Origin of the sequence: Azospira sp. I09 (genome assembly GCF_009177135.1) — a bacterium.
Taxonomy (GTDB): Bacteria; Pseudomonadota; Gammaproteobacteria; order Burkholderiales; family Rhodocyclaceae; genus Azospira; species Azospira oryzae.
This window is the reverse complement of the sequence record NZ_AP021844.1, coordinates 3255836-3271832: the sequence shown is the minus strand read 5'-3', so window position 1 is coordinate 3271832 and position 15997 is coordinate 3255836. Positions and strand designations below refer to the sequence as shown.

Here is a 15997-nt window from a genome sequence, read left to right as displayed (position 1 = left end):
ATCAGGGCCAAACCCGGTGCACGCCGACGCTCCACAAGCCGAGGAAGGTCATGGCCAGGGAGCCGAGCAGGTGCAGAGCGATGGCGCTGAAGGCCCAGGCGTATTGCTGGGCCAGCAAGCGCTCCATGACTTCGCCGGAGAAGCTGGAGAAGGTGGTGAGGCCGCCCAGGAAACCGGTGATGAGGAACAGCTTGAGCAGCGGGGACAGGTGGGCGTAGCTGTGGAACACGCCCAGGGCCACGCCGATGAGGTAGCCGCCGAGCAGGTTGGCCGCCAGGGTGCCCAGGGGAATGGCCAGGAACAGGGGATTGAGCAGCAGTCCCATGCCCCAGCGGGCCCAGGCGCCGAGGGCGGCACCGACGCCGATGGCAAGAAAGGCATTCCAGTTCACGGCCGTACCTCGCACCCCAAGGGACAAAGGGTGAATTTTAGCGGCTTTTAACCCGGGTCTTTTCGGTTTTGCCCCTGGCCCCGGTTAAAATGGCGGACAAAGACCTTCAAGGACCCCGCTGTGAGCAACCCCAACAAGAACGCCGCGCCGATCGCCCCCGCCGCCAATTTCATCCGCAACATCGTCGAGGCCGACCTGGCCGCCGGCAAGCACGCCCAGCGCCGCTGGGCCGGCCATCCCGGCCTGGCCAGCGACCACGCCGCCGGCGCCCTGGACCCGGCCAAGATCCGCACCCGCTTCCCGCCGGAGCCCAACGGCTACCTGCACTTCGGCCACGCCAAGTCCATCTGCCTCAATTTCGGTCTGGCCCGGGACTACGGCGGCCGCTGCCACCTGCGCTTCGACGACACCAATCCGGAAAAGGAAGACCAGGAATACGTGGATTCCATCGTGGACGCGGTAAAGTGGCTGGGCTTCAACTGGGAGGATGCCCAGGAGAACAACCTCTACTACGCCTCCAACTACTTCCCCTGGATGATCCAGGCCGCCGAGTACCTGATCGCCACCGGCAACGCCTACGTGGACAGCCAGAGCGCCGAGGAAATGCGCGCCAACCGGGGCACCCTGACCGAGGCAGGCAAGGACAGCCCCTTCCGCAACCGCAGCGTGGCGGAGAACCAGGACCTGTTCAAGCGCATGCAGGCCGGCGAATTCCCGGACGGCGCCCACATCCTGCGGGCCAAGATCGACATGGCCGCCCCCAACATCAACCTGCGGGACCCGGCCATCTACCGCATCCGCCATGCGACGCACCACAACACGGGCGACAAGTACTGCGTGTACCCCATGTACACCTTCGCCCACCCCATCGAGGATGCCCTGGAGAACATCACCCACTCCATCTGCACCCTGGAATTCGAAGACCAGCGCCCCTTCTACGAGTGGCTCCTGGAACGCCTGGCCGAGGGCGGCCTGCTGCAGCGCCCCCTGCCCCACCAGTACGAGTTCTCCCGCCTCAACCTGACCTACGTCGTGCTCTCCAAGCGCAAGCTGATCCAGCTGGTGGAAGAGAAGCACGTGGAAGGCTGGGACGACCCGCGCATGCCCACCCTGGTGGGGGCCCGCCGCCGCGGCTACACCGCCGAAGGCTTCCGCCTGCTGATGGAGCGGGTCGGCGTCTCCAAGCACGACTCCCTCATCGACTACAGCCTGCTCGAAGACTGCATGCGGGAAACCATGAACGAGCTGGACGAGCGCCGCATCGCCGTGCTCGACCCGCTCAAGCTCGTCATCACCAACTACCCGGAAGGCCAGAGCGAAGAGTGCTTCGCCCCCAACCACCCGCTCAAGCCCGAACTGGGCAAGCGCATGGTGCCCTTCTCCCGGGAGCTGTGGATCGAGCGGGAGGACTTCATGGAAGAGCCCAGCAAGGGCTACCACCGGCTCTACCCGGGCAATATGGCCCGCCTGCGCTACGGCTTCGTGGTCAAGTGCACCGGCTGCGAGAAGGATGCCGCCGGCAATGTCACCGCCGTGCTGTGCGAGTACATGGAAGATTCCAAGTCCGGCACCCCCGGCGCCGACAACTACAAGGTCAAGGGCAACCTGCACTGGGTCTCCGTGGCCCACGCCTACACCGCCGAAGTGCGCCTCTACGACCGCCTGTTCCAGGCCGCCGCCCCGGGTGCCGGCGACCGGGATTTCCTCGACGACCTCAATCCTGCGTCCAAGGTGGCCATCACCGTGCAACTGGAACCGGCCCTGAAGGATGCCCTGCCGGAACAGCGCTTCCAGTTCGAGCGCCACGGCTATTTCGTCGCCGACCGGGTGGATTCCCAACCCGGCGCCCCGGTCTTCAACCGGGCCGTCACCCTCAAGGACTCCTGGGGCAAGGCGGGCTGAGGCTCCGGGCGAAAAACCAGGAACCAGGAACCAGGAGCGGACCATGGCAGGCGGCGGCTGGGGTTGCCCCCACGAATCCAACGATCGCTGCGGCAAGGTGAATGACCTGCCCTGCGATCCGGGCATGAAGGGCTGCGTCCTCGCCGGCCGCTACCGCTTCGCCAACGACGACAAGAACGAGCGCCTGCGCCAGAAGGCCGAGCAGCGGCGGGAAGTGACACCACCCGCCGCGGATGCGTCCCCGGACGAGCAACAGTAAGCCAGGAAAGGCGCCATGCCCCCACTTCCCGCACCCGTGCCGCCGCCCCAGGCGGGCCGCGCCGGCTGGAGCTTGCGCAGCAAGACCGTGGGCCTGCTGCTGGCGGCCACCGCCGTCATCCTGCTGGCGGCCCTGCTCATCGGCATCCGGGTGGCGGAAGACATCCGCGAAAACCTGGGCACCGCCCTGGCCCGCAACCACGCCCAGCTGACCAAGCAGCGCATTCTCTCCGCCGTCGGGAGGGAAATGGCCCTGGCCCAGCGCTTCGCCGAATCCACCGTGCTCCGGGAATGGATGACCGGCGAGCAGGACGCAGCCAAGACCGAGCGTTTCTTCCGCGAAGGCGAAGGTTTCCGCCGCGCCTTCGCCGACCAGGCCTATTTCGCCGCCCTGGCCAGCAGCCGCCATTTCTACTTCGCCGATCCGCAGGCCGCTCCCCGGGCCGCCATGCGTTACACGGCCGACCCGGCCAACCCGGACGACGCCTGGTTCTTCGCCACCCTGAAGAGCAGCCAGGGCTACAGCCTCAATGTGGATTACGACAAGAAGCTGCAGGTCACCAACGTCTGGATCAACATCGTGGTACGGGACGAAGGGGAGCGCCCCATCGGCATCGCCGGCACCGGCCTCAACCTCAGCCGCTTCCTCAGCAACGTCCTGGCCAACCGGGAAACCGGCGTGGTCACCATGGTGCTGGACCAGAACGGCGCCATCATCGCCCACCCGGACCCGCGCCAGATCGCCTACGCCACCGCCGGCAACCAGAACATCGAAAAGACCATCTACCGCCTGCTGGAGCGGCCGGCGGACAAGGAGGCCCTGCGCCGCACCCTGGTGGCGGCCGCCTCCGACGAAGGGGAAGGCACGCCGACCCTGCGCCTGAAGCTGGAAGGCGCCCCCAGCCTGGCTGCCGCCACCTACATTCCCTCCCTGCGCTGGACCGTGCTGACGGCGGTGGACCTCAACACCAGCCGGGTTTTCGACGCGCCCCTGATCACCGCCCTGGCCCTGGGTTCGCTCCTGCTGCTGGCCCTCCTGGTGGGCTTGTATACAGCCGGCCTCAACCGTCTGGTGCTGGCCCCCCTGGCCGCCCTCACCGCCGCCGTACAGCGCATCGGCGCCGGCCATTACGGGGAACGCCTGCGCTCGAACCGGGGCGACGAGATCGGCGAACTGACCCGGGCCTTCGACACCATGGCCCAGCAGGTGCGGGCCCACTCGGAGAACCTGGAGCGGCTGGTGGACGAACGCACCCGGGAACTGGCCGACGCCCATCGCAAGGTCACCGACAGCATCCGCTACGCCAGCCTGATCCAGCACGCCATCCTGCCGGACAGGGCCCTCAAGGCCGATCTGCAGGGCCAGTACTTCGTCCTGTGGCGCCCCCGGGACGTGGTGGGCGGCGACTTCTACCTGTACCGCAGCGCCACCGGGCAGTGCCTGTTCGGCGTGGTGGACTGCGCCGGCCACGGCGTTCCCGGCGCCTGCATGACCATGATCGCCCACGCCGCCCTGGAGGTGGCCCTGGGCGACACACCCTGGCAGGACCCGGCGGCCCTGCTGCAGCGTACCGACCAGGTGGCCCGGGGCATGCTGCCCGGGGACGACCGCAGCCGCCAGATCGCCACCAGCATGGATATGGGCCTGTGCCACGTGGACCTGGAGCGGCGCCTGGTGACCTTCGCCGGCGCCCGCCTGGGCCTGTTCTGGAGCGACGGCGACAACTGCGAGGAAATCCCGGGCCACCGCCGCGGCGTCAACGACCGTCGCAGCGGCAGCTACGACAACGCCCAGGTGCCCCTGGCAGCTGGCCGCACCTTCTACCTGGTCAGCGACGGTCTGCTGGACCAGGCCGGCGGCGACCAGGGCTACGGCTTCGGCGCCCGCCGCCTGGCAGCCTGGATCCGGGCCCATGCCCACCTGCCCCTGGCCGAGCAGAAGAGCGCCCTGCTGGAGGAAATCCAGGCCTACCAGGGCCCCCTGGCCCAGCGGGACGACATCACCCTCCTGGCTTTCCGTTTCGACGATCAGCGGTAAGATAGGCCACCCAAGGAGATTCCATGACCCAGACGGCACCCTCCCTCGACATTTTCGCCCTGCGGGAAACCTTCAACCGCGAGCGCATCATGCTCTGCTTCAACGGCCCCATCACCGCCACCCTCATCGAGGAAATCGGCACGGCCCTGCGCAAGCACATGGAAGGCCTGCAGGAATCCCCCTCCGCCGTTTCCGACGTCTTCTCGGTGTATATCGAGATGACCCAGAACATCCGCCGCTACACCCAGTCGCGCCCCGCCCTGGCCATGGAGACGGCCAGCGTCTTCGTCTCCCGGGACGAAGACGGCCGCTACGTGGTGAGCGCCGGCAACGTGCTCGAGGCGGCCGACGGCGAAGCCCTGTTGCAGCGGGTCGAACCCCTGGCCCGGCTCGACAAGGACGGTCTCAAGGCCGCCTTCAAGACCCAGTTGCGCCAGCCCCGGGAAGCCCTGGACGGCAGCGCCGGCCTGGGCCTGATCGACATGGCCCGCAAGGCCTCCGCCCCCCTGCAATGCAGCCTGCGCCCCCTGGACGGCGGGCGCGCCTTCTTCAGCCTGCGGGTCGTGCTCTAGGAAAAAAACAACATGGACAATCTCGACATCCCCCAGACCAACGCCAGCCCGGCCATCCGGGCCGATTGGGAAGCCGGCCTGATCGCCATGCAGGGCGACTCCTACCCGGAAAACTCCTTCGAACTGTTCCAGCCCCTGATCGACTGGGTCGAGGCCTACCTGGCCCAGCCCGAGCGCCCCCTGCGCCTGGAACTGGAGCTGCTGTACCTCAACACCAGCAGCATCCGCGCCCTCATGGACATCCTGGACCTGCTCGAAGAAGCCCACCGCAAGGGCCGCCAGGTCAGCGTGCGCTGGTCCTACGACGGCGCCAACGAACGGGTGGGCGAACTGGCCGCCGAGTTCAAGGAAGACTGCACCTTCCCCTTCGACATCGCGGCCAAGGTCTGACATGTCCGAGATCCCGGACCTGGAAGCCCGCATCGAAGCCCTGCTGCGCGACAACGCCGCCGATCCGGCCGTGCTGGCGCTGCTGCAGGAGCTGTACGACCGCTACCGCACCCAGGAACGGCTGCTGGACCGGCTGACCCACATCTCCGACCGCTTCCAGCGGGCCGAGCGGGACCGGGGCCAGTCCTACGCCGAGAACTACCAGCGCAAGGTGCGCCAGATCGAAAAGATCGTGCGCATCAGCGATCAGTACCAGTCCATGCTGCGGGACCTGAACGACCGTCTGCACACCATCTCCACCCAGGACGAACTCACCGGCCTGCCCAACCGCCGCTTCATGCAGGCCCGGCTGACCCAGGAAATCGCCCAGGCCGAGCGCAACGGCAGCGACTTCTGCATCGCCCTGGCCGACATCGACCGTTTCAAGGCCATCAACGACAGCTGCGGCCACGCCGCCGGCGACACCGCCCTGGCCCAGGTGGCCGAGGCCCTGGCCGGCAACCTGCGGGAATACGACGTCTGCGCCCGCTGGGGCGGCGAGGAATTCCTCATGCTCTTTCCCGGCTGCGGCGGCGAAGCCGCCCTGGTGCTGGGCGAGCGCATCCGCAATGCCATCGAGGCCGACGCCAGCCGCCGGCCGGACCTGCCCCCCATCACCGTCAGCATGGGCCTGACCCAGTTCCGCCCCGGCGAGAACCTGGACGCCACCCTGAAACGGGCCGACGACGCCCTCTACGCCGCCAAGGCGGCCGGACGCAACCGGGCCGTCCTGGCCTGAGCCAGCGCCGGCAGCATATCGGCCGGCCCCATTCCGGCGCCACCGGCTTTTGGTGCTATGCCAAAAGCCATGAAAGCAGACCTTCCGCATATCCCGAAAGCCTTAACTGGCGCGGTTCTCCGGCTTACAGACGGCTCCCGGCCGACTATCATGCAGGCATTCCGATTCGCCCCGTCGAGCCGCCATGTCCGTCATCCGCTCCCAGCGCCCGCTCCAGCCGCCGGCCAGGCTCTTCCGGCGGGAGGAATACCTCTTTGCCGCCCTGGCCCTGCCCGCCTCCGTCGCCTGGTTTTTCGCCACCTACTGGAGCGACGGCTGGATATGGGCCACCCTGCCGCCTGCCGCACTATTGCTCCACTGCCTGCGCCAGGCCCTGACCTCCCATCTGGAAGGCAACGGCGTCCGCATCACCACCCGCCAGTACCCGGACCTGCACGTGCGCCTCGAGCGCTGCTGCCGCAAGCTGGGCCTGGCCCGGGTGCCCCGGACCTACCTGATCCACGGCTGGAGCCGGTTGCACAGCCTCGCCTGGCGTCTGCTGCGGCACCGCCTGGTGATGTTGCGGGCCGAACTGGTGGACGCCCTGGACAGCGATGTGGACGCGGTGGACTTCTATCTGGGGCGGGAACTGAGCCACCTGGCCCGGCCCCATGCCGGCTACGGCTGGTGGATCCTGCCCGCCCTGCCCCTGCCCCTGCTCGGCAGCGCCTACCGGCGGGCCAAGGAATATACGGCGGACCGCTGCGGCACCCTGTGCTGCCGCAGCCTGCACTCGTCCATCCGGGCCCTGGCCCTGCTGGCGGCGGGCCCCCGCCGCTGGCAGAACCTGGATGCCCACGCCTTCGTGGACCAGGCCGCCCATAGCGGCGGTTTCTGGATGTCCCTGCAGGAACTGACCGCCACCGCCCCCTGGCTGTGCAAACGCATGGCCCGCCTGCCGTCCCCGCCCATGGCCGTGCCGCGCCGCCACCTGCTGGCCTGGCCCGTGGCGGCGGTGCTGCCGGCGGTGGGCGGCGGCGGCTTCCTCGCCAACCTGGCCACCCTCGGCGTACTCGGGCTGAGCCTCATGCTGGTGGCCCTGCCGGCCTACGAGGACTACCGCCACAGCACGGTGTACCACCCCCTCTTCTCCTATGCCCACAACCTGGCCCAGGCTGCCAAGATCCGCTACGAGGCGGAGCACACCCTGACCGCCACCCCTGCCGAGCTGGGCTTCGGCCGCCTGCCCCTGGGCATCGCCCGGGTGCACATGGACGAGGAAAACGGCCGCATCACCCTGGGCCTGACGGAAGGCAGCAACATCGTCTATTACCCCTACCTGGACACGGCCGCCCGCATCGTCTGGCGCTGCACCACCACCCTGCCGCGCCAGCACATCCCCTGGGACAGCCGCTGCAACAGCAGTTCCGAGGACGGTTCCGCCCCCATCGCCTGGCTGCGGCAACTGGCGCGGCTGTAGGCCCTTCGGCGCCGGCCGCCGCGGCCTTTCCCTTGGGGCGAGGTGCCGCCGGCGGTACAATGGCGGCCTTCACCGCCCTGGGCGGCCGCCCGCACCGATCGAGCCGATGACCATGAACTTCCGCCAATCCCTCGCTGCCGCCTGGCAGAAAAACAACTCCCTCCTCTGCGTCGGCCTGGACCCGGACCCGGCCAAGTTCCCCGCCCACCTGCAGGGCCGCGACGACGCCATCTTCGAGTTCTGCAAGAGCATCGTGGACGCCACCGCCGACCTGGTATGCAGCTTCAAGCCCCAGATCGCCTACTTCGCCGCCCGCCGCGCCGAAGACCAGCTGGAAGCCCTGATCGCCCACATCCATGAAAAGCACCCGGGCATCCCGGTGCTCCTGGATTCCAAGCGGGGCGACATCGGCAGCACCGCCGAGCAGTACGCGGTGGAGGCCTTCGAGCGCTTCGGCGCCGACGCCGTCACCATCAACCCCTACATGGGCAAGGATTCCGTGGAGCCCTACCTGGCCTACCCGGACAAGGGCGTGATCCTGCTCTGCCGCACTTCCAACCCCGGCGGCAGCGACCTGCAGTTCCTCGAAATTGGCAACAGCGGCGGGGAAAAGCTGTTCGAGCGCGTCGCCCGTCTGGTGGCCACGGAATGGAACACCACCGGCCAATGCGCCCTGGTGGTGGGCGCCACCTTCCCCGCCGAAATCGCCCGGGTACGGGAACTGACCGGCGACCTGCCCCTGCTGGTGCCCGGCATCGGCGCCCAGGGCGGCGACATCGAAGCCACGGTCAAGGCCGGCAAAACTGCCGACGGCACCGGCCTGATGATCAATTCCTCCCGCGCCATTCTCTACGCCGGCAAGGGCGAGGACTTCGCCGCTGCCGCCCGCCGGGTGGCCCTGGAAACCCGGGACGCCATCAACCGCTATCGCTGAGAGACAGGCGGGACGGCCATGCCGGCAATGGCATGGCCGTCAGGCAGGAAACACGGGCTTTCCCGGGCACCATTGCCGGAGACCGCCGTCCTTATTGCCTTTCCAGCCACAGCCCTGCAATCCTCCACCGTCCCCTCGCCACCGCACCACTCCCGGCCTTTTCCCCCCCCTTCCGGATCGCCCATGAAACGCCTCCTGCTGCCCCTCCTGGCCCTCGCCGCCTGGCCCGCCCTGGCGGCGCCGCGCCATCTGCCGGTTCCCGGCGGGGTGGCGGTGGTGCCGCTGCAGGCGCCTGCCGGCAAAGCGCCCAGGGCCTTCTTCGGTGACACGCCCCTGGCCGTGGTGCGGGAAGAGGGCCGCTGGCTGGCCCTGCTCGGCATTCCCCTGGAAATGCCGCCGGGGCGCCTCAGCCTGCGTCTGGAAGGCAGCGACGCAGCCACGGCCGAGGTGGAGGTGCGGGCCAAGGACTATCCGGTGCAGCGCCTGACCGTGCGCAACCCGCGCCACGTCAATCCGACACCGGAAGACGAGCTGCGCATCGCCCGGGAGCAGGAAATCCAGGACCGCCTCAAGCGCCACTTCGCCGCCACGGCGCCGGTCACCGCCTTCCGCCTGCCCGCCGACGGGCGCCTCTCCTCCCGCTTCGGCCTGCGCCGCTTTTTCAACGGCGAGCCGCGCCGGCCCCATGCCGGCCTCGACGTGGCCGCAGGCAGCGGCGCCCCGGTGCGGGCCGCCGCCCCCGGCACCGTGGTCAACACGGATAACTTCTTCTTCAACGGCAACACCGTGTTCGTGGACCACGGCCAGGGCCTGATCAGCGCCCACATGCACCTCTCCCGCGTGGACGTTAAGGAAGGCCAGCGGGTGGCCCAGGGCGAACAGCTGGGCGCCGTCGGCGCCACCGGCCGGGTCACCGGCCCCCACCTGCACTGGGCCGTATTCCTCAACGGCACGGCGGTGGATCCGGAACTGTTCCTGCCCCCCGCCAAGGGCCGATAAAAAAGGCGCCCGCGGGCGCCTTCTCCTGGTTGAGCCGGATCTCAGCCCTTGGGCTTGGCCGGCGTGCTCATCTGCTTGCCCTCATCCTTGGCCTTGTCGCCAGGACAGGCCAGGGCCGATACACTGACAGCCGCCAGCAGCACGGCCAACACACTCGCGCACCACTTTTGCATGGACCACTCCTTCCCACGTTGAGGAAGCCGTTGGACGCCGCCCGCTGCAGGCAGTTCCTCCAGCAAGCCGCCCCGACCATGGACACCCAGACCATCCACCTGCACCTCAAGGCTCCGCCCAAGCCCGACGCCGGCCAGCCCTGCAACGGTTGCGGCGTCTGCTGCGCGGCCGAGACCTGCCCCCTGGCCAGGCTGCGCTTCCGCCGGCGGCAGGGCCCCTGCCCGGCCCTGGAATGGCTGGCGGAGGAAGCCTGCTACCGCTGCGGCCTGCTGCGCCGCCCCTGCCATTACTGGCCGGGGCTGCCGGCCTGGGCCGAAGGCATGGCGCGGCGCCTGACCCGGCGCTGGATCGCCGCCGGCAGCGCCTGCGACAGCCAGGCGCAGATCGCCCCGTAGGCGCGCCGCCAAGGCAGAGATAGGGAGTAGGTCTCGGGCTGCCACCACAGCAGCGTGGAGCCGCCATCCTCGCCCCGCAGCTCGAGGACGCCGTGTTCCGACCAGTCGCACCATTCCTCCGCCCCCAGCCGCCGCTGCGGCCACCACACCCGGGCCCCCAGCCAGCGGGGCGGCCCCTGCACCGTCACCCGCCCGGCCGCCACCCACAGGCGGCAGCCGGGCTGCACCGCCAGTTGCATCACCATGCCGGCGGCCAGCTCGATGGACTGGGCCTGCTCCTGCCCTTGCGGCCCCCGTTGCACCTGTTGCCGGCTTACCTGTCTCGATTCCATGACCGTTCTCCGCGAGTTGATGGGACGGCCTCCATGCTAGAGAGAGCCCCATCGGCGCGGCAGGCACAGGCGCCGCCCGGGAGAACCGCTACAGACACCGGCTTTCGCCATCTGTTATGGTGCAAATTCCGGCCATCTATATCTGGCCGCCGCCCCCGCCACAGGAGAACATGGGCCATGGACACCGCCCTCCCCCTCTACCAGCGTCTCGCCACCCATTACCGGGAGGCCATCGCCCACGGCTCCCTGCTGGTGGGCGACCGCTTTCCCTCGGTGCGCGCCCTCATGGGCCGCCACGGCGTCAGCCTGAGCACGGCGGTGCAGGTGTGCCGCCAGCTGGAACAGGAAGGCTGGCTGGAGGCGCGGCCCCGTTCCGGCAATTTCGTCCGCCGCCCCGCCCGCCCCGCCGGGCCTCTGCCGAGCGAGCCCCGGGCCGGCCAGTTGCCGGACCCGGCCCAGTTCGTCGGCATCCACGGCCGGGTCTCGGAAATCATCGCCCGGGGCCGCCAGCAGCCGGTCAGCGTGAATTTTTCCAGCGCCCGCAGCGCCCCCGAACTGTATCCGGGCGAGGCCCTGCGCCTGGCGGCGGCCCGGGCTTTGCGGCGCCATCCAGACCTGCTGGTCAGCGCCCCGCCGCCCAACGGCTGTCCCGACTTCCTGCAGGTGCTGGCCCGGCGCGCCCTGGACGCGGGCATGAACCTGGGGGCGGAGGAGATCGTCGTCACCCAGGGCTGCATGGAGGCCCTCAACCTGGCCCTGCGGGCCGTGACCCAGCCCGGCGACACGGTGGCGGTGGAATCGCCCACCTTCTACGGGCTGCTGCAGGTGCTGGAAACCCTGGGCCTGAAGGCTCTGGAAATTCCCACCAGCCCCCAGACCGGCCTGTCCCTGGAAGCCCTGGAACTGGCCTGCGACCATTACGGTCCCATCGCCGCCCTGGTGGTGGTGCCCCACCTGCAGAACCCCCTCGGCTGCACCATGCCCGAGGCCCACAAGGCACGGCTGGTGGGTCTCTGCGCCGAGCGGGGCATTGCCCTGATCGAGGACGACACCTACAGCCCCCTGGGGGAAGACGATACGGTGCTGCCGGCCCTCAAGCACTGGGACCGGCAAGGCGGCGTCATCCATTGCGCCTCACTGCACAAGGTGCTGGCACCGGGGCTGCGCCTGGGCTGGATCAGCGCCGGCCGCTGGCAGGCCCGGGTGGAAATGCTGAAGTACGCCCAGAGCCGCCAGAACGAGGCCCTGGGGCAGCTGGTGGCCGCCGATTTCATGGGCTCCAGCGCCTACGACCGCCACCTGCGGCGCCTGCGGGCGGCCCTCGGCAGCCAGCGCCGGCGCACCACGGAGGCGGTGCTCGAGTATTTTCCTGCCGGCACCCTGGCCGCCCGGCCCCAGGGCGGGCTGGCCCTGTGGGTGCAGCTGCCGCCGGGCGTCTCGTCCCGGGAGGTTTTTGAACGGGCCCTGGGCGAAGGCATTTTCATTGCGCCGGGGCTGATGTTCTCCAACTCCAACCGCTTCGACGGCTATCTCCGCCTCAACTGCGGCGCCCCCTATACCCCGGCCATCGACGCCGCCCTGCGCCGCCTCGGTGCCATCGTCGGCGAGCTGGCCTAGGCCAGCATCCGCTCGTAGGCCGCCAGGGCCGCCGCCAGCTTGCCCTTCGGTTGGTAGGTGTCGCCCAGGCCGAATTCCTGCTGCAGGGAGGACTGGTTGTCGGCGATATAGGTGATGGCCCGGCTCAGGTTGTCCAGCTGGCGATCGAAGAAGTTGTTGGAGGAGGTCAGCAGCTCGGCCGATTTGACGAAGTTGCCGCTGAACTGCTGCACCGTCGCCACCACCCCTTCCCGGTTCTGCTGCAGGGCACGGCTCAGGGCGGCCTCATCCAGCACTGCCTGCTTGGTCACCGGATCGATGCTCAAGCCCAGATCAGGCATCCCCCGCAGTCCCAGGTCGGCGCCATTGAAGGGATTCTCCACGCTCTGCTCCAGCTCGTAGCCGGCCACCTGGGCCGCCTGGGTGTCGGCCAGGATGCCACCCTGCTGCATGTCTTCGTCGAAGCCGGTGCGCCAGGCGTTGTAGTCGCTGACGAACTGCGCCAGCTTCTGGCGGATGGCGTCGTCGCTGCTGCCGGCATCGACGCTTCCCAGGGCAGTGCCCGCTACGGCCATCGTCTCCAGGGATGTCTGCATCTGGCTCAGCTCGGCGAACTGGCCCTTGTAGAGCACGTTCCGGTAGTTGATCTCGCTCATCATGCGATAGGCCGACTCCGGGTCGAACAAGGCCTCGTTGCGTCCGGTGGGCGAAAGCCCCTGGACGCCGCTGCTGCCGGCGGCAGACTCGACCGCGGCAGCGCCGCCTTTAAGGCTGGAAAGCAGGGCGCCGAAGCCCTCGCTGCTGCCGGTCTTGCCGCCGCCGGTCAGTTCAGACAGGGTCTGGGCCTTGAAAGTGGCGATGCGCAGGGCCAGATCCCGGCCCGCATCCGATGTTCCGTCGATCGACATATGACCTCCTTCGGGGAAAAGGCCCCCGTTGATCCTGTCCCCAGTATTGCAAAAAGCAGGCCCGTTTCCCGGCCGATTCCCGGCATTGTCCGGAGAGCCAAGAGGGACGCCATCTCCGACACGGTGCCGGGGAAGCCCGGTATTTCCTGGGCACCAGCGGCGGCAAGAAGTGCCGCCGCCCGGCAAGGCAGCCGAAGGGGCCGCCCTCCATGCTGCACAGCAAAACTTTTTGTCACATGCCAGCGTTATCATGGCTGCATGGGCTCGGGAGGCACCATCGGGCGAGCCCCGCGAATCACCATGACAATAACCGGAGAAACTGGATGAATGCACTGAACGGCTACAACATCGAAGACCTGCAACCCGGCATGAGCGCCAGCACCGCCAAGACCGTGACAGAAGCGGACATCGTCCTCTTCGCCGGCATCACCATGGACACCAATGCGGTGCACATGAACGAGGAATTCGCCAAGACCACCATGTTCGGCGGGCGCATTGCCCACGGCATGCTGTCCGTCGGTTTCATCTCCGCCGTGCTCGGCACCCGCCTGCCCGGCCCCGGCAGCATCTACCTGGGCCAGACCCTGAAGTTCAAGGCGCCGGTGCGCCCCGGCGACACCGTCACCGCCACGGTCACGGTCAAGGAAGTCCTGGTGGAGAAGAAGCGGGTGGTGCTGGACACCGTCTGCACCGTCGGCGGCAAGCCGGTGATCGAGGGCGAAGCCACCCTGATGTGCACTTCCAGCAAGGGCTGACGGCAGTTTTTCTGCCATGAAAAAAGGGGCGCCGCGGCGCCCCTTCTGTTTTGCTCCCGGCTGGGCCGGGTACGGTTCAGGCCTCAGCCTTCCCGCGGCGCGCGGCGCTTGGCCGGCGGCTTGTTGCCGCCGAAAGCGCCAGCGCCGCCGGGCTTCTTGTTGCCGAAACCGGGCTTGCTGAAGCCGCCCTTGCCGCTGGGAGCCGCACCGCGGGGAGCGCGGTTGCCGTCCACATCGCCGCCCCACTTGCGACGGGGCGGCGCGATCACCTCGGATTCGCCGTCGAGACGGTGGATGAGCAGGGGACACTGCTTGATCTCCACCTCCTTGAGCAGCATCAGGGCATCCTTGGGCAGGCTGTCCGGCAGCTCCACGGTGGAGTACTCGTCGAACAGGGCAATGTGGCCGATGTAGCGGCTCTGGATGTCGGCTTCGTTGGCGATGCAGCCGACGATGTCCTTGGGCGTGGCGCCCTGGTTGCGGCCCACCTCGATGCGGTAGCGCACCATGTTGCCGACGTTGCCCAGATCCCGGCCCTTGCCCTTCTTGGCGTCGGTCCGCTCGGGGCGCTCACCCCGCTCCGGACGCTCCTTGCGTTCGAAACGCTCGCCCCGCTCGGGACGCTCGAAACGTTCCTTACGCTCGGGGCGGCCCTCGGCCGAGTCGGCCTCGAAGCTGCGCACTTCCTTTTCCGGCATCAGCAGGGGGCGGGACTTCTGCACCAGGAAAGCCAGGGCGGCGGCCACTTCGTGGGCGCCCACATTGGCCTCTTCCTCGATCTGGGTCACCACTTCCTCGAAAAAGGACAGCTCGCCAGCCTCCAGGGTCTTGATGACCTGCTGCTTGAACTGGGCGACGCGGCGGTCGGCCACGTCCTGCTTGGTGGGCAGACGCAGGGGGGAGATGTTCTGGCGCGTCACCTTTTCGATGGTGCGCAGCATGCGCATTTCCCGGGGGGAAACGAAGAGGATGGCGGTGCCGGTACGGCCGGCGCGGCCGGTGCGACCGATACGGTGCACATAGGCTTCGACGTCGTAGGGAATGTCGTAGTTGATGACGTGGCTGACACGGGGCACGTCGATGCCGCGGGCGGCCACGTCGGTGGCGATAACGATGTCCAGGCCGCCGCTCTTCAGCTGCTCGATGACACGCTCGCGGCTGGCCTGGTTCATGTCGCCGTTGAGGGCGGCAGCGGCGTAGCCCCGGGCTTCCAGCTTCTGGGCCAGCTCTTCGGTGGCGGTCTTGGTGCGCACGAAGATGATGGCGGCGTCCAGGCTGTCTTCCACTTCCATGATGCGGGTCAGGGCATCCAGCTTGTGCAGGCCGGAAACCTGCCAGTAGCGCTGCTGGATGGCGGAGACAGTGCTGGTGGCGGACTTGATCTTCACTTCCTGGGGATCGCGCAGGTACTTCTGGGCGACACGGCGGATCTGCTCCGGCATGGTGGCGGAGAACAGGGCGGTCTGGCGCTCGGCGGGAATGTGCTCGAGGATCCACTCGACGTCGTCGATGAAGCCCATGCGCAGCATTTCGTCGGCCTCGTCCAGCACCAGGGTCTTCAGGCGGGACAGGTCCAGGCTCTTGCGCTCCAGGTGGTCCATGACCCGGCCCGGGGTGCCGATGATGACGTGAGCGCCGCGCTGCAGCTGCTTCAGCTGGATGCCCAGGCTCTGGCCGCCGTAAATGGGCAGCACGTGGAAGCCGGGCAGGTGCTTGGCGTATTTCTGACAGGCCTCGGCCACCTGAATGGCCAGCTCGCGGGTGGGGGCCAGGACCAGGGCCTGGGGGAAACGCTGGGTCACGTCCAGCTTCTGCAGCAGGGGCAGGGCGAAGGCGGCGGTCTTGCCGGTACCGGTCTGGGCCATGCCCAGCAGGTCCTTCCCTTCCATCAGCAGGGGAATGCATTCGGCCTGGATGGAGGACGGGGTTTCATAACCCACATCGGTCAGTGCCTGCAGAATGGGTTCGGAGAGGCCCAATTGGGCAAAGGTGTCGACAGAGGATGTCATGGAGCTTCCAGTAATGAGGTGGAGCCGCTCGAGGCAGCTCAGGTCAAGCGCAGGGAATCGCCAGCCAATTTGGGGTCATCATTGACCCGACCAAGCCCCGGAAAAGC

At 68.3% G+C, this 15997-nt stretch carries 17 protein-coding genes; 12 read left to right on the top strand and 5 right to left on the bottom strand.

All coding sequences use genetic code 11. The features are described from left to right. Position 1: 1 nt before the first annotated feature. A complete protein-coding gene (crcB, locus tag AZSP09_RS15400) occupies positions 2 to 391 on the bottom strand; it encodes a fluoride efflux transporter CrcB (RefSeq protein WP_152090528.1) in 390 nt (129 codons plus the stop codon). Between the two features lie 120 nt (positions 392 to 511). Between crcB and AZSP09_RS15395 the strand changes: the two genes are divergently transcribed. The 9 genes from AZSP09_RS15395 (at position 512) to AZSP09_RS15355 (ending at position 9721) form a co-directional block, all read left to right on the top strand. Beyond that, positions 512 to 2293, top strand: a complete 1782-nt coding sequence (locus AZSP09_RS15395) for a glutamine--tRNA ligase/YqeY domain fusion protein (RefSeq protein WP_152090527.1) — start codon at positions 512 to 514, stop codon at positions 2291 to 2293. A 43-nt stretch (positions 2294 to 2336) separates the two neighbouring features. Then, positions 2337 to 2552 (top strand): hypothetical protein, encoded by a 216-nt coding sequence (locus AZSP09_RS15390; protein WP_014236461.1) that lies wholly within the window; start codon positions 2337 to 2339, stop codon positions 2550 to 2552. A 15-nt stretch (positions 2553 to 2567) separates the two neighbouring features. Then, positions 2568 to 4589 (top strand): biofilm regulation protein phosphatase SiaA, encoded by a 2022-nt coding sequence (gene siaA / locus AZSP09_RS15385; protein WP_152090526.1) that lies wholly within the window; start codon positions 2568 to 2570, stop codon positions 4587 to 4589. 23 nt (positions 4590 to 4612) lie between these two features. Next, the gene (gene siaB / locus AZSP09_RS15380) at positions 4613 to 5161 is read left to right on the top strand and encodes a biofilm regulation protein kinase SiaB (protein ID WP_014236459.1); all 549 of its coding nucleotides are present in this window, start codon (positions 4613 to 4615) and stop codon (positions 5159 to 5161) included. Positions 5162 to 5173: 12 nt separating this feature from the next. After that, complete coding sequence (gene siaC / locus AZSP09_RS15375) at positions 5174 to 5551, top strand: biofilm regulation phosphoprotein SiaC (protein ID WP_014236458.1); 378 nt, start codon at positions 5174 to 5176, stop codon at positions 5549 to 5551. A 1-nt stretch (position 5552) separates the two neighbouring features. Continuing rightward, entirely contained in the window at positions 5553 to 6329 is a 777-nt protein-coding gene (gene siaD / locus AZSP09_RS15370) for a biofilm regulation diguanylate cyclase SiaD (RefSeq protein WP_014236457.1), read from the top strand. Positions 6330 to 6513: 184 nt separating this feature from the next. Beyond that, positions 6514 to 7788 carry a M48 family metallopeptidase gene (locus AZSP09_RS15365; protein ID WP_152090525.1) on the top strand — a complete coding sequence of 425 codons (1275 nt, stop codon included), beginning with the start codon at positions 6514 to 6516 and terminating at the stop codon, positions 7786 to 7788. Between the two features lie 112 nt (positions 7789 to 7900). Further along, positions 7901 to 8722 (top strand): orotidine-5'-phosphate decarboxylase, encoded by an 822-nt coding sequence (gene pyrF / locus AZSP09_RS15360; RefSeq protein ID WP_152090524.1) that lies wholly within the window; start codon positions 7901 to 7903, stop codon positions 8720 to 8722. A gap of 183 nt (positions 8723 to 8905) precedes the next feature. After that, positions 8906 to 9721 (top strand): M23 family metallopeptidase, encoded by an 816-nt coding sequence (locus tag AZSP09_RS15355; RefSeq protein WP_152090523.1) that lies wholly within the window; start codon positions 8906 to 8908, stop codon positions 9719 to 9721. Positions 9722 to 9762: 41 nt separating this feature from the next. On the opposite strand, the gene AZSP09_RS20645 is transcribed toward AZSP09_RS15355, so the two are convergent. After that, entirely contained in the window at positions 9763 to 9894 is a 132-nt protein-coding gene (locus AZSP09_RS20645; RefSeq protein WP_014236453.1) for a hypothetical protein, read from the bottom strand. Between the two features lie 78 nt (positions 9895 to 9972). Here AZSP09_RS20645 and AZSP09_RS15350 point away from each other — a divergent pair, with 78 nt between their 5' ends. Beyond that, positions 9973 to 10290 carry a hypothetical protein gene (locus tag AZSP09_RS15350; RefSeq protein ID WP_165397545.1) on the top strand — a complete coding sequence of 106 codons (318 nt, stop codon included), beginning with the start codon at positions 9973 to 9975 and terminating at the stop codon, positions 10288 to 10290. On the opposite strand, the gene AZSP09_RS15345 is transcribed toward AZSP09_RS15350, so the two are convergent. After that, positions 10182 to 10622: a hypothetical protein gene (locus AZSP09_RS15345; RefSeq protein WP_152090522.1), complete on the bottom strand. Its 441-nt coding sequence runs from the start codon at positions 10620 to 10622 to the stop codon at positions 10182 to 10184. The genes AZSP09_RS15350 and AZSP09_RS15345 overlap by 109 nt on opposite strands. Positions 10623 to 10799: 177 nt before the next feature. Between AZSP09_RS15345 and AZSP09_RS15340 the strand changes: the two genes are divergently transcribed. Beyond that, positions 10800 to 12239, top strand: coding sequence for an aminotransferase-like domain-containing protein (locus AZSP09_RS15340; protein ID WP_152090521.1), 1440 nt, complete (start codon positions 10800 to 10802; stop codon positions 12237 to 12239). On the opposite strand, the gene fliD is transcribed toward AZSP09_RS15340, so the two are convergent. Continuing rightward, positions 12236 to 13126, bottom strand: coding sequence for a flagellar filament capping protein FliD (gene fliD, locus AZSP09_RS15335; protein ID WP_152090520.1), 891 nt, complete (start codon positions 13124 to 13126; stop codon positions 12236 to 12238). The genes AZSP09_RS15340 and fliD overlap by 4 nt on opposite strands. A 323-nt stretch (positions 13127 to 13449) precedes the next feature. Between fliD and AZSP09_RS15330 the strand changes: the two genes are divergently transcribed. After that, on the top strand, positions 13450 to 13881 hold the full coding sequence (locus AZSP09_RS15330) for a MaoC family dehydratase (RefSeq protein WP_014236448.1): 432 nt from the start codon (positions 13450 to 13452) through the stop codon (positions 13879 to 13881). An 83-nt stretch (positions 13882 to 13964) separates the two neighbouring features. Here AZSP09_RS15330 and AZSP09_RS15325 read toward each other — a convergent pair whose 3' ends face one another. Further along, complete coding sequence (locus AZSP09_RS15325; protein WP_152090519.1) at positions 13965 to 15890, bottom strand: DEAD/DEAH box helicase; 1926 nt, start codon at positions 15888 to 15890, stop codon at positions 13965 to 13967. Positions 15891 to 15997 lie beyond the last annotated feature (107 nt).

Excerpts from the sequence above, each read along its gene's own strand:
- fliD (WP_152090520.1), bottom strand. The coding sequence starts at position 13,126 with ATGTCGATCGACGGAACATCGGATGCGGGCCGGGATCTGGCCCTGCGC.
- AZSP09_RS15355 (WP_152090523.1), top strand. The coding sequence starts at position 8,906 with ATGAAACGCCTCCTGCTGCCCCTCCTGGCCCTCGCCGCCTGGCCCGCC.
- siaA (WP_152090526.1), top strand. The coding sequence starts at position 2,568 with ATGCCCCCACTTCCCGCACCCGTGCCGCCGCCCCAGGCGGGCCGCGCC.
- AZSP09_RS15330 (WP_014236448.1), top strand. The coding sequence starts at position 13,450 with ATGAATGCACTGAACGGCTACAACATCGAAGACCTGCAACCCGGCATG.
- AZSP09_RS15345 (WP_152090522.1), bottom strand. The coding sequence starts at position 10,622 with ATGGAATCGAGACAGGTAAGCCGGCAACAGGTGCAACGGGGGCCGCAA.
- siaC (WP_014236458.1), top strand. The coding sequence starts at position 5,174 with ATGGACAATCTCGACATCCCCCAGACCAACGCCAGCCCGGCCATCCGG.
- AZSP09_RS20645 (WP_014236453.1), bottom strand. The coding sequence starts at position 9,894 with ATGCAAAAGTGGTGCGCGAGTGTGTTGGCCGTGCTGCTGGCGGCTGTC.
- AZSP09_RS15340 (WP_152090521.1), top strand. The coding sequence starts at position 10,800 with ATGGACACCGCCCTCCCCCTCTACCAGCGTCTCGCCACCCATTACCGG.
- AZSP09_RS15325 (WP_152090519.1), bottom strand. The coding sequence starts at position 15,890 with ATGACATCCTCTGTCGACACCTTTGCCCAATTGGGCCTCTCCGAACCC.
- AZSP09_RS15365 (WP_152090525.1), top strand. The coding sequence starts at position 6,514 with ATGTCCGTCATCCGCTCCCAGCGCCCGCTCCAGCCGCCGGCCAGGCTC.
- siaB (WP_014236459.1), top strand. The coding sequence starts at position 4,613 with ATGACCCAGACGGCACCCTCCCTCGACATTTTCGCCCTGCGGGAAACC.
- siaD (WP_014236457.1), top strand. The coding sequence starts at position 5,553 with ATGTCCGAGATCCCGGACCTGGAAGCCCGCATCGAAGCCCTGCTGCGC.
- AZSP09_RS15390 (WP_014236461.1), top strand. The coding sequence starts at position 2,337 with ATGGCAGGCGGCGGCTGGGGTTGCCCCCACGAATCCAACGATCGCTGC.
- AZSP09_RS15350 (WP_165397545.1), top strand. The coding sequence starts at position 9,973 with ATGGACACCCAGACCATCCACCTGCACCTCAAGGCTCCGCCCAAGCCC.
- pyrF (WP_152090524.1), top strand. The coding sequence starts at position 7,901 with ATGAACTTCCGCCAATCCCTCGCTGCCGCCTGGCAGAAAAACAACTCC.